Consider the following 20,571-nt stretch of genomic DNA (forward strand, 5'->3'; position numbering starts at 1 on the left):
GAGAGGCGTTCTGCCCCCGCTAGAGCGCCGTGTGTGCAAGGACATTTCCCCCTCCGGTGGATATTGACGATCAGGTGCGCCGCATATACTCCGACAAAATAAATGTGCGCAAGCGGCCTTTGGCACCAAAGCCAGGCGCCCTTGGCGGAGGGGAATAGCGGGAATGGTCGAGACAAATCCGGGAATCGCGCCGCAAGGGACAGTCGCGGGCGTGCGTTACGGCCCCGCGCTGGCGCTGCTGGCCAGCCTGTTTTTCATGTGGGGGTTCATCACCGTCATCAACAACACGCTGTTGCCGCATCTGCGCAGCGTGTTCGACCTCAACTACACGCAGACAACGCTGATCGAATCGGTGTGGTTCATCGCCTATTTCGTCGCCTCCATCCCCTCGGCCAAGCTGATCCAGCGCATCGGTTACAAGCCGGCGCTCGTCACGGGACTGTGCGTCATGGCGGTGGGCGCGCTGGGCATGGTGCCTGCGGCGCAGATCCCGTCGTTCGAGGTCACGCTGGTCGCCTTGTTCGTGATTGCCAGCGGCATCACCCTGCTGCAGGTGGCGGCCAACCCCTATGTCGCGGTGATCGGCCCGCCCGAAAGCTCCGAATCGCGCCTGACGCTGGTGCAGGCTTTCAATTCGATGGGCACCTTCTTCGCCCCCTATTTCGGCGGCTATCTGATCCTCAGCCGCACGGTCGGCGGCACCTCGCTCGAAGGCACACAATTGACCGAGGCGGAACGGCTCGCCGATGCGCAGGCAACACAGCTTCCCTATGTCATGGTGGCGGTGGTGTTGCTGGCCATTGCGCTGGTCATCTGGCGCTCGAACCTGCCTGCGCTAGGCTCCGCAACGCGCCGGGTCAGCAAGGAGGCGCGCAAGAAGCTGTCCTTGTGGAAGCACCCCAATCTGGTGTTCGGCGTGCCCGCGATCTTCATCTATCTGATTGCGGAAATCGGCGTTGCCAATCTGTTCATCCTGTTCGTGATCCAGCCCGATATTGCCGGCATTACCCCGGCCGTGGCGGCCAATTACCTGGTGCTGCTGTGGGGCGGGATGATGGTCGGCCGCTTTGCCGGTGCGTATCTGATGCGCCGTTACAATGCGCGCCATGTGCTCGCCGCCTTTGCGCTCTTCGCCATGCTGGTGATGATCGGCGCGGCCACGCTGCACGGCCCGGTGGCGATGTGGTGCCTGATTCTGGTGGGGCTTGGCCATTCGATCATGTTTCCCGCGATTTTCGCCTTGGGAATCAAGGGCCTTGGCCCGCTGACCGAGGAGGCATCGGGCCTGCTGATCATGGCGATTGCGGGTGGCGCGCTGGTGGTGGTGCAAGGCTGGCTGGCGGACAGCTATGGCCTGCAGGCCAGTTTCTGGCTGACCGTGGCCTGCGAAGTCTATGTGCTGTGGTATGCGCTGGTGGGATCGCGCACCCGCGCGGAAAAGGAAGGCATTACCGAGGAAGATGCGCTTCAGGCTTCAGCCTGATCGGCTTCCCCGCCATCCTCCATCGCGTCCTGCGTATCGGCCAGCGCCAGATCGACCAGCGTGCGCATCGCCGCCTGCGCCGCCGCCGCATCGCCCGCCGCAATCGCATCGAACACGCGCACATGATCGGGTAGCGGATTGCGCGGCAAGGCGCGGGCGCGCTGCTTGAACTGCGTTGTCCAGTTGACCGCCGCGCCAATGCCCGCCGCCAGCGCCTGTATCGCGTCATTGCCGGTGGCGCGCAGGATGGCCTTGTGAAAATCGCGGTCGGCGATGCGCCCTTCGTCGGACGCCAGCGTATGCCGCCGCATCTGCGCCAGCGCCTCGCGCATTTCGGCAAGCTGCGCCTTGTCGCGCCGCTGCGCTGCCATCCCCGCCGCCGCAGGTTCCACCACCGCGCGCAGTTCGAACAGGTCGCGCACGAATTTGCGATCGGGAGCCCCGGCAAAGGCCCAGGCCAGCACATCGGGGTCGAGCACGTTCCAGCGGCTGCGCGGCAGCACGCGCGTGCCCGCCTTGGGCCGGCTCTCGACCAGCCCCTTGGCGGTGAGCACCTGAATCGCCTCGCGATAGGCGCTGCGCGAAATGTTCAGCTCCTCGGCAAAGGCCACTTCGCCCGCCAGCACATCGCCGGGCGCGTACTGGCCCGATACGATCGCCACGCCCAGCTTGTGCGCAACTGCGCCGTGCAGCCGGCGGCCCGGAGAACGGTTGGGCGCGCGCGGCGACGCTGCGCCCACTTTCACGGTGCTGGACGATTTCCCCTCTGCCATATCCGCCACTGCTAGGCTTGCAGGCGGCGAAGGGCAACTGCTGTGCATATTGCCGTGCAGCAGCGATTGCCTTCCCCAGCCCTTGCCGATATGTCGGAGTAATAGAGGATTGAGGGATTCCGCCACACATGGGCCATGCACTCGCCATAATCGGGCTGGGCAAGATCGTGCGGGATCAGCATTTGCCCGCTTTGGCCGGATGCGACGCGCTGACGCTGGCGGCCACGGTCGATCCGGTCGCGGCTGCCCTGCCCGGCGTGCCGCATTTCGCATCGGTGGAGGCAATGTTCGATGCGGGCATCCGGCTCGATGCTGCCGCCATCTGCACCCCGCCGCAAATGCGCGCCGCCATCGCTCTGCCCTTGCTCGCACGCGGAATCGGCGCATTTCTGGAAAAACCACCCGCCGCCGGAATGGCGCAGGCCGCGCTGCTTGCCGATGCCGCAAGGTGCAGCGGTGCGACGCTGTTCACCGCGTGGCACTCGCGCATGGCTGCAGGGGTGGAACCGGCGCGGCAATGGCTGGCAGGGCGGGTGATTGAGGAGGTGACGATCACCTGGCGCGAAGATGTCCGCCAATGGCATCCCCTCCAGCCATGGATCTGGCAAGCAGGTGGCATGGGCGTGTTCGATCCGGGGATAAACGCGTTGTCGATCCTCACCGCCATCCTGCCCGATGCCGTGATGCTGGAAGCGGCACGGCTGGAAGTTCCCGGCAATTGCCAGACGCCGATTGCCGCGCGGCTTTCCCTGCGCAGCGCAAACGGCACGCCCATCACCGCCGATTTCGATTTCCGGCAGGAAGGCGAACAGACCTGGCGCATCCGCGTGGATACCGATGCGGGCGCGTTGCTGCTCGACAATGGCGGCGCGGTGCTGACGCTGCCGGGTTCTGCGCCGGCCATTGCGCCGGACGAGGAATATCCCGCGCTTTACCGCCGCTTTGCGCACTTGTTGGATACAGGCACGAGCGATTTTGACCTCGCCCCGCTGGCGCTGGTCGCGGACGCTTTCCTGCTGGGGGAAGTGGTGCAGGTCGATGATTTTCATGAATAGGAAGAGGATCCCCGATATGCGCAGCGCAACCCGCCGATGGAAAGCCGTGGTCACAGCATGCCTCGCGCCGGTGCTGGCGCTGATGGCATCGCCCGCGCCTCTTACCGCGCAGGAGGCGACCGGCACGATCCGCGCCGACACGCCCGGCCCGGTCTATAGCCGCCGCATCTTCACCCAGTTTGCCGAGCATCTGGGCTACGGCATCTATGGCGGGCTGTATGTCGGCGAGGATTCGCCCATCCCCAATGTCAACGGCTTCCGCAGCGATGTGATCGGGGCCTTGCGCGAATTGCGCGTGCCGGTTCTGCGCTGGCCAGGCGGCTGCTTTGCGGATGAATACAACTGGCGCGAAGGGATCGGCCCCAAGGCGGATCGCCCGGTCAAGATCAACACCCACTGGGGCGGCGTGGAGGAGCCCAACGCGGTCGGCACGCACGAGTTCTTCGAACTGGCCCGGCAATTGGGGGCAGAGGCGTTCATTTCGGGCAATGTCGGCAATGGCACTCCGCGCGAAAGCGCCGAATGGGTGGAATACATTACCTCGCCCGCGGGCAGCTTGGCGCAGATGCGCGCCGAAAACGGACGCGAGGAGCCGTGGACCCTCGAATTCTTCGGCATCGGTAACGAGCTGTGGGGCTGCGGCGGCAATATGCGGGCCGAATATGCCGCCGATGTCACGCGCCGCTTCTCCACCTTCATCAAGGCGCCCGCGGGCACCAAGATCACCAAGATCGCGGCGGGCGCGAACAGCGGCGACACCGAATGGACGCGCGTGTTCATGGATGTGGCGCGCGACCATATCGACGGGCTGTCGCTGCATTACTACTCGATCGCGGGCGGCTGGCCGCCCTCCATTTCCGCCACCGATTTTGCCGAGGAAGGCTGGGCGCACCAGCTTTCCGCCACTTGGCAGATGGACCGGCTGCTGGCCGAACACACCGCGGTGATGGATGAATACGACCCGGAAAAGCGCGTGTTTCTGGCGGTGGACGAATGGGGCGCGTGGTATGCGCCCGATCCCGGCACCAATCCCGGTTTCCTGCAGCAGGGCAATACGCTGCGCGACGCGGTTCTGGCGGGCATCAATCTCAACATCTTCGCCCGCTATGCCGACCGGGTGCGGCTGACCGCGATTGCGCAGATGGTGAACGTGTTGCAGGCCATGGTGATTACCGACGGGCCGCAAATGGTGCGCACGCCCACCTTCCATGTCTTTGCGATGTATGTGCCGTTCCAGGATGGCACCGTGCTGCCGCTGGACCTCAACACGCCCGACTATACCTTCGGCCCCTACACCATGCCCGCCGTCAGCGCGGCGGCGGTGCGCGGCACCGATGGCCATGTCTATGTGGCGCTGACCAATGGCGATCCCAACCGCGCTATTCCCGTCTCGCTCAGCCTTGCCGGAGTAACCGCGCACAGCGTGAGCGGGCAGGTGCTCACCGGGGATGCAGTCAATGCGCGCAACAGCTTTGCCGATCCCGATGCGGTCGCCCCTGCGCCCTTCGGCGGCGCGCGGCTTGCGGAGGGGAGGCTGGAGGTGACCATGCCCGCAAAATCGGTCGTGATGCTGAAACTGGATTGATTGCGGCCAGCACTGGCCAACAGGCACGAAATCCGCCAAAGGGCCGGCAATCAACCCTATGATTCGCAGGAGTTTTTGTGACCAGTTTCCGTGACAAGCTGCGGACAGGAAAACCGCTGATCGGCCTGTGGCAGGCGCTGGCGAACAATTACGCCGCCGAAATCTGCGCCCGGCAGGGGTTTGACTGGCTGCTGCTGGATGCCGAACATTCGCCCAACACTATCCAGACGCTGCTGGCACAGGCGCAGGCGATCGCGCCTTTCCCGGTCGAAACCATTGTTCGCGTGGCTTTTGGCGAACCGGTGGTGTTCAAGCAATATCTCGACCTTGGGCTGCACAGCCTGCTGGTGCCGATGGTGGAAAGTGCGGAGCAAGCGGCCGATCTGGTGCGCTACTGCCGTTTCCCCCCGCGCGGCATTCGCGGCGTATCCAGCGCCACCAGCCGCGGCGCGGATTTCGGCGTGGATGCCGATTACCTGCACAATGCCGACCAGCACATCACGCTGATCGTGCAGATCGAGAGCCGGGCGGGCCTTGAAAATGTGGCCGAGATTGCCGCGGTTGACGGGGTTGACGCGCTGTTCATCGGTCCGTCGGATCTTGCGGCATCGCTCGGCCATCTGGGCGATCCGCTGCACCCGGAAGTGACCGCGGCGGTGGATCAGGCGCTGGCGGTAATCAAGGCGGCGGGCAAGCCGGCAGGCATCTTTGCCGTGTCGCCCCAGCACGCGCGCGATTCCTTTGCCAAGGGCTTTGCCTTTGCTTCTGTGGGCACCGATATCGGCCTGCTGATTTCGGGCGCGCGCGCCGTTCTGGCGGATGTGCGCGGGGGGTGAAGGCAGGGGTCAGCCAGACAGGATGTCTCAAGCAACCAGCCGGAAATATTCGCCCCGGCTGACCAGCCCCACGCCTTCCTGCGCGTAGGCGGCCCGCAAACGCTGACCAAGCGCCACCACGCGCGGCAAATCGTCGCTGCCGATCGTGATCGCCAGCGTTGGGGCAAGCGTGCCGCAGAAAGCGCCCAGCGCGTCCTGCACGGTGAAGCTGGCGAAATACTGCCCGACAAGGCCGCACACTTCGCCGCGCGCTGCCGCGTCCCAAGGGGCATCATCCCGGTTGCACACATACAGCGTGTGCAGCACGCCCACGCGCACCAGCTGGCCCTGCGGTGCGATCATTGGTCAGCCGGCTCCACAACGGGCGCGCCGCCGGGCAAGGCGATAGCCACTCGCTCGTCCACCGCCTTGGCATCAGGGGTTATCTTCACGAAGTTGCGGGCCGCGAAAAAGTCGCGCGGCCAAGGGGCAAAGTTGAGCAGCAGGCCAGAGCCGCGGCCCATCGCTGCGCCATCCATGACCCAGCAAACCGTGAGCAGCGCGCCCGCCCTCGGCCCGAAATCGACATATTCCTGCGTCGCGCTGTCGCGCCATTGGCCTTGCTTGATGCACAGGGCAAGGTCTCCGGACCGCCATTCGCTATCCATCGGTCATCTCCTCATGCTTACAGAAGGACGAACCGATGTTGCGCGACAGGCCCGCTTGGTTGCCTTCGGCCACATCCCCTTGCGGGAGCCACCTTGCCCGGGTCGGCAGGTTGGCGAGAGCGATTTGCCCTTCTCCTGATGTCATATCCAGCATCGGGCCGATCGGATCGGGTGTCAACGGCTTATGCGGTTTGGATAAGCCACCAATTCGGTCTGCCGTTTGCCCGGTGACTTGACCGCTATCAAAGGCAGAGGGCTTGCGGTAAGCTAGCAAGCGGGGAGCAGGAGGAATCAAAGCCATGTTCAAGACCAATGTTGGCGAGACTGACCGCATTTTGCGCATCGTGGTGGGGCTGGTGCTGATCGCGCTGGTTTTCGTGGGGCCGCAGACACCGTGGGGCTGGCTGGGCCTGATCCCGCTTGCGACCGGCCTGCTTCGCACTTGCCCGGCCTACAGCCTGATCGGGGTGAATACCTGCAAGAAATAGGGCAAGTTTGCTGCGCCTGAAGGCTGGACATTGCCCCGGTGCCAAGGGCATAGCCCGCACCCATGCATGATATCCGCCTGATCCGCGAAAACCCGGAAAAGTTTGACGCCGCCCTGGCCCTGCGTGGGCTGGACCCGATGGCCGCGCGCCTTGCCGCGATGGACGAGGCGCGCCGCGCCTTCTCGACGCGCCTTCAGGAAATGCAAGGCCGCCGCAACGAGGCTTCCAAGCTGATCGGGCAGGCGATGGCCAAGGGCGACACCGCGCAGGCCGAGGCGCTGAAGGCCGAGGTCGCGGAACTGAAAACCGCCATGCCCGCGCTGGAGGAGGAGGAGCGGCAGGCTGCCAAGCTGCTCGACGATATCCTTGCCGCCATTCCCAATCTGCCCGCCGACGATGTGCCGCATGGCGCGGACGAGGCGGACAATGTCGAGGTCAGCCGCTGGGGCACCCCGCCCGCCTTTGCTTTCCCGGCGGTCGAGCATGCCGATCTTGGCCCCGCGCTGGGCATGGATTTCGAAACCGCCGCCAAGATGAGCGGCGCTCGCTTCACTTTCCTGCGCGGCCAGATGGCCCGCCTCAACCGCGCATTGGCGCAGTTCATGCTGGACAAGCAGACGAGCGAAAACGGCTATACCGAATGCAATGTGCCGCTGCTGGTGCGCGACGAGGCGATGTTCGGCACGGGGCAATTGCCCAAGTTTTTCGAGGATCAGTTCGGCACGACTGATGGTCGCTGGCTGATCCCCACCGCCGAAGTCTCCCTCACCAATTCGGTGCGCGAGATGATCGTGGATGACCTGTCCGCCCCCATTCGCCTCACCGCGCTGACCCCCTGTTTCCGTGCCGAGGCAGGCGCGGCGGGGCGCGATACGCGCGGCTTTATCCGTCAGCACCAGTTCGAAAAGGTCGAGCTGGTCGCCATCTGCCGCCCCGAAGATGCGCAGGCCGAACATGACCACATGGTGCGCAGCGCGGAGAGCATCCTTGAGGCGCTGGGCCTGCCTTACCGCAAGGTGCTGCTCTGCACCGGCGACATGGGCTTTGGCGCGCGGCGCACTTATGACCTCGAAGTATGGCTGCCGGGTCAGGATAGCTACCGCGAGATCAGCTCGATTTCGTGGTGCGGCGATTTTCAGGCGCGGCGCATGAATGCACGGTATCGGCCGGAAGGGCAGAAAGGCACCGCCTTTGTCCATACGCTGAACGGCAGCGGGCTGGCGGTGGGCCGCACGCTGGTGGCGGTGCTGGAAAATTACCAGCAAGCCGATGGATCGGTTACCGTGCCGCCCGCTCTTCTGCCTTATACCGGCGGGATGGAGCGGCTGGTGCCGGCTGCCTGATGCGCATCCTCCTCACCAATGATGACGGTATCCACGCCCCCGGCCTTGAATTGCTGGAGGCGATTGCGGCGGAATTGTCGGACGATGTGTGGGTCTGCGCCCCGGCAGAGGAGCAATCGGGCGCGGGCCATTCGCTGACCCTGCATATGCCCGTGCGGCTGCGCCAATATGGCGAGCGGCGCTTTGCCGTGACCGGAACGCCCACCGATGCGGTCAATCTGGGCCTGCGCAAGCTGTTTGCCGACAGGAAGCCTGACCTCGTCATTTCGGGTATCAATGCGGGCGAGAATCTGGCGGATGACGTAACCTACTCCGGCACCATTTCCGCCGCGATGGAAGGCGCGCTGGCGGGTATTCCGGCCATTGCGCTTTCCCAGGCGCAGCGCGACGGGGTGAGGGATTTCGCCGCCGCCGATGGCTGGGCCTTGCGCGTTCTGCGCGCCTTGGCCGAAGCACCGATGGCGAAACGCACGCTGATCAATGTCAACTTCCCCGATATGCCCGCCGATCAGGTGAAAGGCATCCGCGTGGCGCGGCAGGGCTTCCACGATTACGAGCGCGGCAGCCTGATCGAAGGCACCGATCCGCGCGGGCGGCCCTATTTTTGGTTCGGGCTGGAGGAGATGGAGCACACGCTCGACCACGGCACCGATCTGGAAGCTGTGGCGGATGGCTTTATCGCGGTAACCCCGTTGCAGCTCGATTTCACGCATTACGCCGCGCTGGGGACGCTGGCCGACAGGTTCAGCGATTGACGATGACCCGTCGCCTCGCCTTCCGCAAGGAGATTGAACGGCGGCGCTTCACCCCGCTCAGGCGCGCGGTCAACGTGCCCGTCTGGGGCGATCTGGGCCTGCGGCTGGTGATGGCCTTTGCCCTTATCGGTCTGGTGGTGGCAATCCACTGGTGGGATCGTGAAGGCCTGATTGATCATCATGATGGCCATATCAGCTTCCTTGACGTGGTCTATTTCACCATGATCTCGGTCACCACCACCGGCTTTGGTGATATCGCACCAATTTCCGACCGATCGCGGCTGGTGGAAGCGGTGATCGTGACCCCGGTGCGCGTGCTGGTGCTGTTCCTGTTCGTGGGCACGGCCTATAATTTCATCATCAAGCGAAGCTGGGAGAAGTTCCGCATGGCCCGCATCCAGAAGACGCTGACCGATCATATCGTGGTGCTGGGCTTTGGCGTTTCCGGCTCCGAAGCGGTGCGTGAACTGATCGAGCGCGGCACCGATCCGGGCACGATCGTGGTCATGGACCCATCGGAGGAGCGGCTGCAGATTGCCGAGGATCTGGGCTGCAACGTGATCTGCGCCGATGCCGCGCGTGACGAAAACCTGGAAGCGGTGCGCATCGCCAGCGCGCAGAGCGTGCTGGTATCCGCGGGCCGCGACGACAGTTCGATCCTGATCGTGCTGACGGTGCGCCATCTGGCGCCCAAGGTTCCGATCAGCGTAGTGGTGCGCGCGGCCGATAACGAGATTCTGGCGCGGCAGGCAGGCGCCGACAATGTCATCAACCCGGTGCGTTTTACCGGCCTGCTGCTGGCGGGCAGCGCGCAGGGTGCGCATATCGCCGATTACCTCGCCGATCTCGCCAGCGTCAGCGGAAGGGTGCAACTGGTCGAACGCACCGTTGCCCCCGATGAAGTAGGCAAACCGTTGAGCCAGGTAAAAAGCGGCGGGCGAGGCTTGCGCATTTACCGGCAGGGGCAGGCGATCGGCTTTTGGGAAGACGCCGCCTGCGCGCTTCAACCCGGCGACATCATTGTGGAAATCCTGCCCACCGACACCACCGAAGCGGGCTGCTGAATCGCGCCTCTGGCGCAATGCCACGTGCGCGTGTAGGGGCCCCTGTATCATGGCGACCCAGATTCCCGATCAGAAGCGCGTAGGCATGGTGAGCCTCGGCTGCCCCAAGGCGCTGGTCGATTCCGAACGCATCCTGACCGCGCTCCGCGCCGATGGCTACGCGATGAGCGCCGATTATGCCGGGGCGGATGTCGTGCTGGTCAACACCTGCGGCTTCCTCGATTCCGCCAAGGAAGAAAGCCTCGAAGCCATTGGCGAGGCGATTGCCGAAAATGGCCGCGTGATCGTGACCGGCTGCATGGGGGACGAGGCGGAGGTGATCCGCGCCCGCTTCCCCGAAGTGTTGGCGATCACCGGCGCGCACCAATACGAAGATGTGGTGAAGGCCGTGCACGAAGCCGCGCCGCCAAGCCAGGGGCCGTTTGTTGACCTGATCCCGGCCGGCGATGCCGGAGTCAAGCTGACCCCGCGCCATTACAGCTATCTCAAGATTTCCGAAGGCTGCAACCACGCCTGTGCGTTCTGCATCATCCCGTCGCTGCGCGGAAAACTCGCCAGCCGCCGGGTGGACGCTGTGCTGCGCGAGGCGGAAAAGCTGGTGGCTGCCGGCACCAAGGAATTGCTGGTGATCAGCCAGGACACCTCGGCATACGGGGTGGACACGCGGCACGAGGAGCGGATGTGGAAGGGCCATCCGGTCCGCGCGCATATGACCGATCTGGCGCGTGAGCTGGGGCAGTTGCGCACGCCGCATGGCGAAACGCCATGGGTGCGGCTGCATTATGTCTACCCCTACCCTCATGTCGATCAGGTCATTCCGCTGATGGCAGAGGGGCTGCTGACACCCTATCTCGACATTCCCTTCCAGCACGCCAGCCCCAAGGTGCTGCGCGCGATGAAACGCCCGGCGAACGAGGCCAAGGTGCTCGAACGGCTCAAAAACTGGCGCGCAATCTGCCCCGACATCGCGGTGCGCTCATCCTTCGTGGTCGGCTTTCCGGGCGAGACGGAAGAGGATTTCCAATACCTTCTCGACTGGCTGGAGGAAGCGCAACTGGATCGCGTGGGCGCCTTCCGGTTCGAACCGGTTGCAGGTGCCGCCGCCAACGCCCTGCCCGACCCCGTGCCGGAGGAGGTGAAGGAAGACCGCTACGCCCGGATCATGGAAGTGACCGAGCGTATCAGCGCCGCCAAGCTCGCCGCCAAGGTGGGCCGCACGCTGCCTGTCATCATCGACGAGGTGGGCGAACCCGACGAGGACGGCGATATCGGCGCCACGGGCCGCAGCCAGGCTGATGCCCCCGAAATCGACGGAGCGGTTTTCCTGCGCAACGTGCCCGAAACGCTGCGGGCGGGTGATTTCGTGCAGGTGGAGATCGAGGACGCCGACGCGCACGACCTGTTTGGCGTGATCGTCTAACCTTGCCGCAGCATATCACCACTTTCACGCTGCAGACATCCGGCAAGGCGCTGGTGGAAATCACCCGCGATGTGGCCGCCTGGGTTGCCTCCACCGGCGCGCAAACAGCGCTGCTTACCCTGTTCTGCCGCCACACATCGGCCAGCCTGCTCATTAACGAGAACGCCGCCCCCGCGGTAAAACGCGACATCCTGCGCTGGCTGGAGAAGATCGCCCCGGAAAATGCGGGATATGAACATGACGACGAAGGCCCGGACGATATGCCCGCGCATCTGCGCAGCGCACTAACCGGCAACAGCCTCTCCATCCCCGTGGTGGACGGGCGAATGGTTCTGGGCACATGGCAGGGCATCTACCTTGCCGAACACCGCGCGCACCCGCACCGGCGGCAGATTGTGGCGCATTTGCTGACCGATTAGCGACCGCGCCAACACGGCGCTGGGAACCGCGCGACGGCTGAGGCATAGGGAATCCCATATGCCTCTCGACATCTCTGCCCGCTTCACCTTCCGGCTCGACACGCCAACCGATGTGCTTTTGCAGTTCGAAGCTGCGCAATTGCCCGAACAGGCGGTGCTGCGCGCCGATACCCGGTTAAGCGAAACACTCCACCTTGCGCGCGTTCCTTCGACCGATCAAATTGGGGAACGCCTGCTGCTGCGCGCCGAAGGGGAATTTGAGGTATCCTATGCCGCGCAGGTGGAGGTGCAGCGCCAGCTCGCCGACATTGCCGCCCTGCCCGCGCTCGATCCGCACGAATTGCCTGCCGAAACGGTCGGCTATCTGTTCGATTCGCGCTATTGCCAGGCCGACCGGCTGCAAAGTTTTGTCGCCACGCGGTTTGGCGGCCTGCAAGGCGGCGCGCGGATCAATCTCATGCGCGAATGGATCGCCTGCGAGATTGAATATGCTCCCGGCTCCAGCACGAGCGACACCACCGCGCTCGATACCTTCGTGGAACGGCGCGGGGTCTGCCGCGATTTTGCCCATGTGCTGATCGCGTTTGCCCGCGCTTCGGCCATTCCGGCTCGCTATGTCAGCTGTTACGCGCCCGGCGTCGATCCGCCCGATTTTCATGCGCTTGCCGAAGTGTTCCTCGCCAATCCTGAAACACCGGGCGGCGGGGCGTGGCATATGGTCGACGCAACCGGCATGGCCGACCCGGCCCACACGGCAAAGATTGGGGTGGGCCACGATGCCGCCGATGTCAGCTTCATGACCGTGTTCGGCAATGCCGATTACGGCGAACACGAAGTGAAAGTCACCGCGCGCGATTGATCTGCGCCGCTTTGCACCGCCATCGCCTCTTCCCGTTTTTGAAAAGCAATGATAGCGCTCCCAATAATGTCCGTTGGGATGGACAGGCACTTTTTGCCCGCGCTCTATTGCGGCGCAGCATGAACGAGGGGATAGTATGAACGGCGAATTGGATTTTCGCGGGGGAATCGCATGACGGGCCGCGCCCATACCTTGCTGTTGTTTGGTGCCACGGGCGATCTGTCGCGCCGCATGCTGTTGCCCTCACTCTGCGCGCTCCATGCCGAAAAGCTGGTGCCCGAAGATTTGCGCATCGTGGGCACCGCGCGTTCGGAAATGAACGATGCGCAGTTCCGCAATTTTGCGCGCGACGCACTGGAAAAATTCCTGCCTGCCGAACGCCGCGGCGGAATGGCCGATTTCCTCAACCGCCTGTCTTATCAGCAGCTCGATGTGACCGCGCCCGAAGGCTATGCCGAATTGGCCAAGAAGGCGGGGCCGGGTGAAGATCTGGCCATTTTCCTGTCCACCGCGCCCAGCCTGTTCAAGCCAACAATCGAAGGGCTGGCGAGTGCCGGCCTTGCCGGGGCCAAGGATGGCAAGGGCGCGCGCATCAGCCTGGAAAAGCCGCTGGGCAGCGATCTGGCCTCCTCCGCCGCGATCAACGATGCCGTGGCAACCGCCTTCCCCGAAAACCGCATTTTCCGCATCGATCACTATCTGGGCAAGGAAACGGTGCAGAACCTCTTGGCACTGCGCTTTGCCAACCTGTTTTTCGAACCGCTGTGGCGCAGCCAGTATATCGACCATGTGCAGATCACCGTGGCCGAGACGGTCGGGCTCGAAAGCCGAGTCGATTTCTACGACGATGCCGGCGCGCTGCGCGACATGGTGCAGAACCATATGCTGCAACTCCTCGCGCTGGTGGCGATGGAGCCGCCGGGCAGCTTTGATGCCAACGCCGTGCGCGATGAAAAGGTGAAAGTGCTGCGCGCGCTGCGACCCGTTTCGGCGGACGAGATCGTGACCGGCCAATATCGCGGCGGGGCAAGCGCCGGCCAGATCGTGCCCGGCTATGACGAGGAGCTGGGCCGGGACAGCGATACCGAGACATTCGTTGCGCTGAAGGCGCATGTCGACAACTGGCGCTGGCGCGGCGTACCCTTCTATCTGCGCACGGGCAAGCGACTGGCCCGCCGCGTGACCGAGATCATCGTGCAGTTCCGACAGGTGCCGCATTCGATCTTCCCCGGCGCGAAGATGAAGCCCAACCGGCTGGTGATCGGCATCCAGCCCGAAGAGAACATTTCGCTCACCCTGATGGCGAAGGTGCCGGGGATCGATCAGCAAGGCATGGTGCTGCGCAGCGTGCCGCTCGATATCGCCATGCCCGATGCCTTTTCGGGCAAGTTCAAGCGGATTGCCTATGAGCGCCTGCTGCTCGATCTGATTGAAGGCGACCAGACGCTGTTCGTCCGCCGGGACGAGGTCGAGGCGCAGTGGCAGTGGATCGACGCCATCCGCGAAACCTGGGCGCGCGAGGGGATCACGCCCAAACCCTATGCCGCGGGCTCGTGGGGGCCGAGCGCGGCGATCGCCTTGGCCGAACGAGACGGAGTAAGCTGGCATGAGTAGGCTGCACCCGGCCCTTGAACGGGTTACCGACCGGATCATCGAGAGGAGCCGCGCCAGCCGCAGTGCCTATCTCGCGCTGATGGCCGAGGAGGCCGAGCGTCATGCGGATCGCAACGCGAAGATGCCCTGTTCCAACCTCGCCCACGGCTTTGCCGCGGCGGGGGAGGACAAGCAGGCCATCGCCACCCGCGCGGGGCCGAATATCGGTATCATCTCCGCTTACAACGACACGATTTCCGCGCATCAGCCCTATGGCGCCTATCCCCCACGCCTGAAAGTCTATGCGCGCGAGGTGGGCGCAACCGCGCAGGTGGCCGGGGCCACGCCCGCCATGTGCGACGGGGTGACGCAGGGCGCCGACGGGATGGAACTGTCGCTGTTCAGCCGCGATGTGATTGCGCTGGCCACGGCGGTTGGCTTGTCGCACCATATGTATGATGCGGTCGCGCTGCTGGGCATTTGCGACAAGATCGTGCCGGGCCTGCTGATGGGCAGCCTGCGGTTTGGCTGGCTGCCAGCCATGTTCGTGCCGTCCGGCCCCATGCCCAGCGGCATCCCCAACAAGGAAAAGCAGGCTGTCCGTCAGCTTTACGCCGAAGGCAAGGTGGGCCGCGCCGAACTGCTGGAAAGCGAGGCGAAAAGTTACCACTCGCCGGGGACCTGCACCTTTTACGGCACCGCCAATTCCAATCAGATGATGATGGAACTGATGGGCCTGCATCTGCCCGGCGCGGCCTTTGTGCAGCCGGGCACGCCGCTGCGTCAGGCTCTGGACCGGGCAGCGATCCACCGCCTTGCCGCGATTACGCGCGAAGGGAACGATTACCGTCCGCTGGCGCAGTGCGTGGATGAAAAGGCGGTGATCAACGCCGCTGTCGGCCTGCTCGCCACGGGCGGGTCCACCAATCACGCGATCCACATCCCCGCCTTTGCCCGCGCGGCGGGGGTGATTATCGACTGGACCGATCTGGACGAGCTGTCGTCCGCCGTGCCGCTGCTCGCCCATGTCTATCCCAATGGCGCGGGCGATGTGAATCACTTCCACGCGGCCGGCGGCATCGGCTTTGTCGTGGGCGAATTGCTGAAAGCGGGCCTTGCGCATGACGACATCCTGACCGTGGGCAGCCCCGAAGGCACGCAAGGCTTGGCCGAATATGCGCGCGAACCCTGGCTGGACGCCGATAGGCTGAACTGGCGCGATGTGGGAGAAAGCGGCGATCCCTCGATGCTGCGCCCGGCCAGCGATCCGTTCCAACCGGATGGCGGGATGCGGCTTGTCACCGGCAATCTGGGCCGCGCCTGTTTCAAGACCAGCGCCGTCACCCCCGACCGCTACACGATCGAGGCGCCGTGCCGCATCTTTGCCGATCAGAAGGACGTGGCTGCCGCCTTCAAGGCGGGCGAACTGGACCGCGATGTGGTCGTCGTCGTGCGCTTTCAGGGGCCACGCGCCAACGGCATGCCCGAACTCCACGCGCTCACCCCGATGCTGGGGGTGTTGCAGGACAAGGGTTACAAGGTCGCGCTGGTCACCGATGGCCGGATGAGCGGGGCGAGCGGCAAGGTGCCCGCTGCGATCCATGTGAGCCCCGAAGCCCTTGGCGGCGGGCCGCTCTCGCTGCTGCAGGATGGCGATGTGGTGCGGCTGTGTGCGCGCGACGGAACGCTCTCGACCACGGCCGATCTCTCGACCCGTACCCCCGCCCCACCGCCCCCGCCCGCCAGCGGCACAGGCCGCGAGATTTTTGCGATGTTCCGCCTCGGCGCGGACGAGGCGGAAAAAGGCGGCAGCGCGATGATGGCGGCGGCAGGCCTGTGATGGACGCGCAGGCCACCGATCTGGTCGCGGTCGACATCGGCGGCACCCATGCGCGCCTTGCCATCGCCCGCATAGGCGCAGACGGGGCGATCACGCTGGACGATCCGGTCACGCTGCACACCAGCGATCACGCCAGTTTCCAGACCGCGTGGGAGGATTTCCGCGGCCGCATGGGCGGCACCCTGCCTCCCCGCGTGGCCATCGCCATTGCCGGGCCGGTGGGCGGCGAGGTGATCCGCTTTACCAACAATCCGTGGATCATCCGCCCCGCGCTGATCCCCGAAAAGCTGGGCGTGGACGCCTATACGCTGGTCAACGATTTTGCCGCCATTGCCCATGCCGTCGCCGCCGCGCCGGAAGGGCAGTTCCTGCATTTGGCGGGGCCGGATCGTCCGCTGCCGGCCAGCGGCGTCATCAGCGTGCTTGGCCCCGGAACGGGCCTTGGCGTCGCATGGCTGCGGCGCGACGGGCACGGCTTTGTTCATGTGCAGGCGACCGAAGGCGGCCATGTCGATTTCGCCCCGCTCGACCATATCGAGGACGCGATCCTTGCCCGCCTGCGCAAGGCGCATTTGCGCGTTTCGGTGGAACGGGTGGTGTCCGGCCCGGCAATTGTGGAAATCTACAACACGCTCGCCGCGATGGAGGGGCGCTCTGTCCCTGCCATGTCGGACGTGGCGATCTGGACCGCCGCGATGGACGGATCGGACAGCCTGGCCGCCGCCGCAATGGATCGGTTCTGCCTGTCGCTGGGCGCGGTGGCGGGTGATACCGCGCTGGCGCAGGGCGCAAGCGGCGTAGTGATCGCTGGCGGGCTGGGTTACCGCCTGCGCGACCTTCTGCCGCGTTCGGGCTTTGCCGAAAGGTTCCGCGCCAAGGGCCGCTTTGAATCGATGATGGCCGAAATCCCGGTCAAGCTTATCACTCACCCACAGCCCGGCCTGTTCGGCGCCGCGGCAGCCTTTGCAGCGGAGCATACGACATGACCCCCATCGAGAAAATCATGCGCACCGCGCCCGTCATCCCCGTGCTGGTGATCGAGGATGCCGGCGAAGCGCGCGAGATTGCCGATGCGCTCGTCGAAGGCGGTCTGAAAGTGCTCGAAGTCACGCTGCGCACCGCCAATGCTCTCGACGTGATCCGGCGGATGAACCTTGTGCGCGGCGCGATTGTGGGCGCGGGCACAGTGACGAACAAGGAGCAGCTCGACAGCGCCCTGTCGGCGGGTGCCGAGTTTATCGTTTCGCCCGGCCTGACCGAGCCGCTGGGACAGGCTGCGATCAAGGCGGGCGTGCCCTTCCTGCCCGGCACCGCCACGGCAGGCGATATCATGCGCGGGATGGATTTGGGGCTGGAACATTTCAAATTCTTCCCCGCCATGGCTGCGGGCGGCCTGCCTGCTCTGAAAGCCTTGGCCGGGCCGTTCTTCCGGGCGAAGTTCTGCCCCACCGGCGGCATCACCGCCGCCACCGCACCCGATTGGCTGGCCCATCCACAAGTCCTGTGCGTGGGAGGCAGCTGGATCGTCAAGCCGGGTGCGAGTCCGGAGCAGATACACGCGCTGGCGGTCGAGGCTGCCGCGCTTGGCGGGGCGCAAGGCTGATGAGGTCGCTGGCGCACCTCACCCACCGCTTGCAGGAATTGCACCTGCGCACCGCCGAAACGCCGCTGTTCAACCCCGTCTTCCAGCTCTCGCTCGATCTGTCGCGCCTGATCGAGAGTGGGGAACTGACGCTGGCCGATTGCGCCGCGCTGATAACCGAACTGGAATGCAGCGCGCTGTCGCACCGGGCGCGGCATCTCGGCCGCCTGCTGTCCCCGACCGATGCCGCAGACAATGCCGCCGCGCTCGCCTCGTGCTTCACCGAAACCGCTTTCGATGCCTTCGCCGCGCGCTGGCAGCGGCCGCAATTGCACGCGGTCTTCACCGCGCATCCGACTTTCCTGCTCACCCCGGCGCAGACTGAGGCGCTGGCATTGGCTACCGCCAGCGCAGATCCCATCATGCCCGCCGCCATCAAGGGGCCAAGGCCCAAGCTAACGCTGGCGCACGAACATGCGGAGGCCATGCGCGCGATTGCCCATGCGCAGGATGCCCGCGACCAGATCGTGCGCGCCATTCTGGCGCATGCGGCAAAGACATGGCCCGATCGCTGGCATGAACTTGCCCCTCTGCCTTTCCGCTTTGCCAGTTGGGTCGGCTATGACATGGACGGCCGCACCGATATCACCTGGTCGGCATCCATCGGGTTCCGGCTGGCGGAAAAGGCCGAGCGGCTGGCCCGGTATTGCGATCAATTGGCCGCGATTGACGCAGGGCATCCGCTGCTCAAGGAATTGCGCCCTGCTGCCGGTTACGCGGCCGACCGGGCGAGCGATTTTGCCGCCGACCTTTCCGATCCTGCCGCGCTTTCGGTTGCCGCCAACCGGCTGACCGCGAAAGACCCGCGCAAGCTCCTGTCGCTCAAACCGCTGATCGCCGCGCTGGAAACCGAAGCGACACAGACGGGGGCCGAGCGGGCCATAGCGCTCAAAACACTCGCCGCAGCGATGCGCGCCGATGGCCTTGGCATGGGCTGGATCCATTTCCGCGTGAACGCCAAGCAATTGGGCAATGCGATCCGCCGCAAGCTTGACCCCGAAGGCACGCTCGACCTCGCCAGCAAGGGCGCTATCCTTCACCTGCGCCGCGCGATTGAACAGGTAACGCCGCACCGCTCCAACTTTGCCGCGCTGGCCATCGAAAGCAGCACCGCGATCCGGCAATTCCTGGCGATGGCGCAGATCCTGCACCATGTGGATGCCGACGCGCCGATCCGGATGCTGATTGCCGAGTGCGAGGAGCCGGCAACGCTGCTCTGCGCGCTCTATTTCGCCAAGCTGTTCGGGATTGCGGACAAGGTCGATGTCTCGCCTTTGTTCGAAACCGAAAGCGCGCTGGAACATGGCGGGCGCTTTCTGGACGAATTGCTGGCCGAGGAAATCTACCGCGATTACGCCCGCGCGCGTGGCCGGGTGGCGATCCAGACCGGTTTTTCGGATGCGGGCCGCTTTGTCGGGCAAATCCCGGCAAGCCTTGCCATCGAGCGGCTGCAAGGGCGACTGGCCGAAGCGATGGCGAAAAACGGCATGGCCGATGTTGCTGCGCTGATCTTCAACACGCATGGCGAAAGCATGGGGCGCGGCGCGCACCCCTCCAGCTTGGAGGATCGCCTCGCCTGGCCGCTCAGCCTCTGGGCGCGGCGCCGCTTTGCCCGTGCGGGGATCGCGCTGGAGCCGGAGGTCAGCTTTCAAGGCGGCGACGGCTATCTGTGGTTCGCCACCCCCGAACTGGCGCTGGCAACACTCACCCGCATTGCCGAACTTGCCCCTGCCGATACCGATCCCGATGCGCCCAAGGATCCGTTCTACCAGCGCACCGACCTCTCGCTCGATTTCTACCGCGCGATCAAGGATCACCAGCGCGCGCATCTGGCAAGCCGCACCTATGCCCGCGCGGTGACGGCGTTCGGCCTGGGGATGCTCAATCCCACCGGCAGCCGCGTGTCGCGCCGGCAAAGCGATATCTCCTCCGACCGCGAGATGAGCCTGCGCCAAATCCGCGCCATTCCGCACAATGCGGTGCTGCAACAGCTGGGCTATCCGGTGAATGTGATTGCGGGCGTAGGCGAAGCCGCCGAAGGCAATTACGAGGTAATGGCTGCGCTGCTGAAAGACAGCGAGCGGGGCCGCCAGCTGATCCGCCTTGTGCGCGCCGCCAATGCGCTGGCCAGCGTGAAGACGGTCGCCGCCTATGGCGAGTTGTTCAATTCCGCCTATTGGGCCAGCCGCCCCTATCGCGGCACCGAAAGCCATCTGGCGTCGGCATGCGAATATCTGGCCGAATATCTGGTGAAGGACGACCGGGTGGGCGTGTTCCGACGCCTCGCCAGCCGCCTGCGCGTCGATGCGCTGAAACTGCACCGCCTGCTGGCGTTGATACCCGAAGAAAACAGCGTACCAGCCAGCGAGGATACCCGCCGGATGATCGGCGCGGCACAGGCGCTGCGGCTGGCGCTGTTCCAGCACATGTTCATCCGGGCGGTTAGTGTGCCGGTCTTCAGCCGCGCCAACGATGTCAGCCGCGACGATGTGCTGGAAATGGTCTTCACCCTGCGCGTGGACGAAGCGCTGTCCCAACTCAGGCGCGCCTATCCCACCAGCTTTCCGCAGATCACCGATTTCCAGCTCGACGAGCCCACCGATTATCCGGAAGGCGAGGATCAGGGTTATGCCGCCATCCGGCGCGATTTCATCGACCCGATCGAACAGGCCTACGACTTGTCTTTGCGCATCACCACCGCGATTGCGAATATCTTCGGCGCGCATGGGTGAAAGGGCGCGTTAAGCGCTTGCCCGGCAGGCGTCCAGA

Annotated in this window: 19 protein-coding genes and 1 riboswitch; of the genes, 16 read left to right on the top strand and 3 right to left on the bottom strand. The window is 64.8% G+C overall.

What is annotated here, in order from left to right; genetic code table 11:
• Positions 1-163: 163 nt before the first annotated feature.
• Positions 164-1,483, top strand: coding sequence for a sugar MFS transporter (locus WFP39_RS02845; RefSeq protein WP_336917626.1), 1,320 nt, complete (start codon positions 164-166; stop codon positions 1,481-1,483).
• On the opposite strand, the gene WFP39_RS02850 is transcribed toward WFP39_RS02845, so the two are convergent.
• The gene (locus WFP39_RS02850) at positions 1,468-2,256 is read right to left on the bottom strand and encodes a FadR/GntR family transcriptional regulator (RefSeq protein ID WP_336917627.1); all 789 of its coding nucleotides are present in this window, start codon (positions 2,254-2,256) and stop codon (positions 1,468-1,470) included. The genes WFP39_RS02845 and WFP39_RS02850 overlap by 16 nt on opposite strands.
• A 128-nt stretch (positions 2,257-2,384) precedes the next feature.
• On the opposite strand from WFP39_RS02850, the gene WFP39_RS02855 reads away from it, so the two are divergent.
• From WFP39_RS02855 to WFP39_RS02865, 3 genes are all read left to right on the top strand, one after another.
• A complete protein-coding gene (locus WFP39_RS02855) occupies positions 2,385-3,311 on the top strand; it encodes a Gfo/Idh/MocA family protein (RefSeq protein WP_336917628.1) in 927 nt (308 codons plus the stop codon).
• 16 nt (positions 3,312-3,327) lie between these two features.
• Positions 3,328-4,896 (top strand): alpha-N-arabinofuranosidase, encoded by a 1,569-nt coding sequence (locus WFP39_RS02860; RefSeq protein ID WP_377923237.1) that lies wholly within the window; start codon positions 3,328-3,330, stop codon positions 4,894-4,896.
• Between the two features lie 77 nt (positions 4,897-4,973).
• Entirely contained in the window at positions 4,974-5,732 is a 759-nt protein-coding gene (locus WFP39_RS02865; protein WP_336917629.1) for an HpcH/HpaI aldolase family protein, read from the top strand.
• A 27-nt stretch (positions 5,733-5,759) separates the two neighbouring features.
• Here the strand turns inward: WFP39_RS02865 and WFP39_RS02870 are convergent, their stop codons facing one another.
• Together WFP39_RS02870 and WFP39_RS02875 are read right to left on the bottom strand one after the other, a co-directional pair.
• The gene (locus WFP39_RS02870; RefSeq protein WP_336917630.1) at positions 5,760-6,074 is read right to left on the bottom strand and encodes a hypothetical protein; all 315 of its coding nucleotides are present in this window, start codon (positions 6,072-6,074) and stop codon (positions 5,760-5,762) included.
• Positions 6,071-6,379, bottom strand: coding sequence for a hypothetical protein (locus tag WFP39_RS02875; RefSeq protein WP_336917631.1), 309 nt, complete (start codon positions 6,377-6,379; stop codon positions 6,071-6,073). The genes WFP39_RS02870 and WFP39_RS02875 overlap by 4 nt, the downstream gene beginning before the upstream one ends.
• A gap of 45 nt (positions 6,380-6,424) precedes the next feature.
• Positions 6,425-6,526, bottom strand: a riboswitch (SAM-I-IV-variant riboswitch).
• 152 nt (positions 6,527-6,678) lie between these two features.
• Here WFP39_RS02875 and WFP39_RS02880 point away from each other — a divergent pair.
• The 12 genes from WFP39_RS02880 (at position 6,679) to WFP39_RS02935 (ending at position 20,534) form a co-directional block, all read left to right on the top strand.
• Positions 6,679-6,867: a YgaP family membrane protein gene (locus WFP39_RS02880; protein WP_336917632.1), complete on the top strand. Its 189-nt coding sequence runs from the start codon at positions 6,679-6,681 to the stop codon at positions 6,865-6,867.
• Between the two features lie 62 nt (positions 6,868-6,929).
• The gene (gene serS, locus WFP39_RS02885; RefSeq protein WP_336917633.1) at positions 6,930-8,210 is read left to right on the top strand and encodes a serine--tRNA ligase; all 1,281 of its coding nucleotides are present in this window, start codon (positions 6,930-6,932) and stop codon (positions 8,208-8,210) included.
• Entirely contained in the window at positions 8,210-8,965 is a 756-nt protein-coding gene (gene surE / locus WFP39_RS02890; RefSeq protein WP_336917634.1) for a 5'/3'-nucleotidase SurE, read from the top strand. The genes serS and surE overlap by 1 nt, the downstream gene beginning before the upstream one ends.
• A 2-nt stretch (positions 8,966-8,967) precedes the next feature.
• Positions 8,968-10,029, top strand: coding sequence for a potassium channel family protein (locus WFP39_RS02895; RefSeq protein WP_336917635.1), 1,062 nt, complete (start codon positions 8,968-8,970; stop codon positions 10,027-10,029).
• Positions 10,030-10,078: 49 nt separating this feature from the next.
• On the top strand, positions 10,079-11,449 hold the full coding sequence (gene rimO / locus WFP39_RS02900) for a 30S ribosomal protein S12 methylthiotransferase RimO (protein WP_336917636.1): 1,371 nt from the start codon (positions 10,079-10,081) through the stop codon (positions 11,447-11,449).
• Positions 11,450-11,451: 2 nt separating this feature from the next.
• A complete protein-coding gene (locus WFP39_RS02905) occupies positions 11,452-11,868 on the top strand; it encodes a secondary thiamine-phosphate synthase enzyme YjbQ (protein ID WP_336917637.1) in 417 nt (138 codons plus the stop codon).
• Between the two features lie 58 nt (positions 11,869-11,926).
• Positions 11,927-12,727 (top strand): transglutaminase-like domain-containing protein, encoded by an 801-nt coding sequence (locus tag WFP39_RS02910; protein WP_336917638.1) that lies wholly within the window; start codon positions 11,927-11,929, stop codon positions 12,725-12,727.
• A gap of 171 nt (positions 12,728-12,898) precedes the next feature.
• A complete protein-coding gene (gene zwf / locus WFP39_RS02915) occupies positions 12,899-14,341 on the top strand; it encodes a glucose-6-phosphate dehydrogenase (RefSeq protein WP_336917639.1) in 1,443 nt (480 codons plus the stop codon).
• Complete coding sequence (gene edd / locus WFP39_RS02920; protein WP_336917640.1) at positions 14,334-16,160, top strand: phosphogluconate dehydratase; 1,827 nt, start codon at positions 14,334-14,336, stop codon at positions 16,158-16,160. Before zwf ends, edd begins: the two co-directional genes overlap by 8 nt.
• Positions 16,160-17,146 carry a glucokinase gene (locus WFP39_RS02925; RefSeq protein ID WP_336917641.1) on the top strand — a complete coding sequence of 329 codons (987 nt, stop codon included), beginning with the start codon at positions 16,160-16,162 and terminating at the stop codon, positions 17,144-17,146. Before edd ends, WFP39_RS02925 begins: the two co-directional genes overlap by 1 nt.
• Positions 17,143-17,763, top strand: a complete 621-nt coding sequence (gene eda / locus WFP39_RS02930) for a bifunctional 4-hydroxy-2-oxoglutarate aldolase/2-dehydro-3-deoxy-phosphogluconate aldolase (protein WP_336917642.1) — start codon at positions 17,143-17,145, stop codon at positions 17,761-17,763. Before WFP39_RS02925 ends, eda begins: the two co-directional genes overlap by 4 nt.
• Positions 17,763-20,534 (top strand): phosphoenolpyruvate carboxylase, encoded by a 2,772-nt coding sequence (locus WFP39_RS02935; RefSeq protein WP_336917643.1) that lies wholly within the window; start codon positions 17,763-17,765, stop codon positions 20,532-20,534. Before eda ends, WFP39_RS02935 begins: the two co-directional genes overlap by 1 nt.
• Positions 20,535-20,571: the final 37 nt, after the last annotated feature.

Source organism: Alteraurantiacibacter lauratis (genome assembly GCF_037154155.1).
Taxonomy (GTDB): Bacteria; Pseudomonadota; Alphaproteobacteria; order Sphingomonadales; family Sphingomonadaceae; genus Alteraurantiacibacter; species Alteraurantiacibacter lauratis.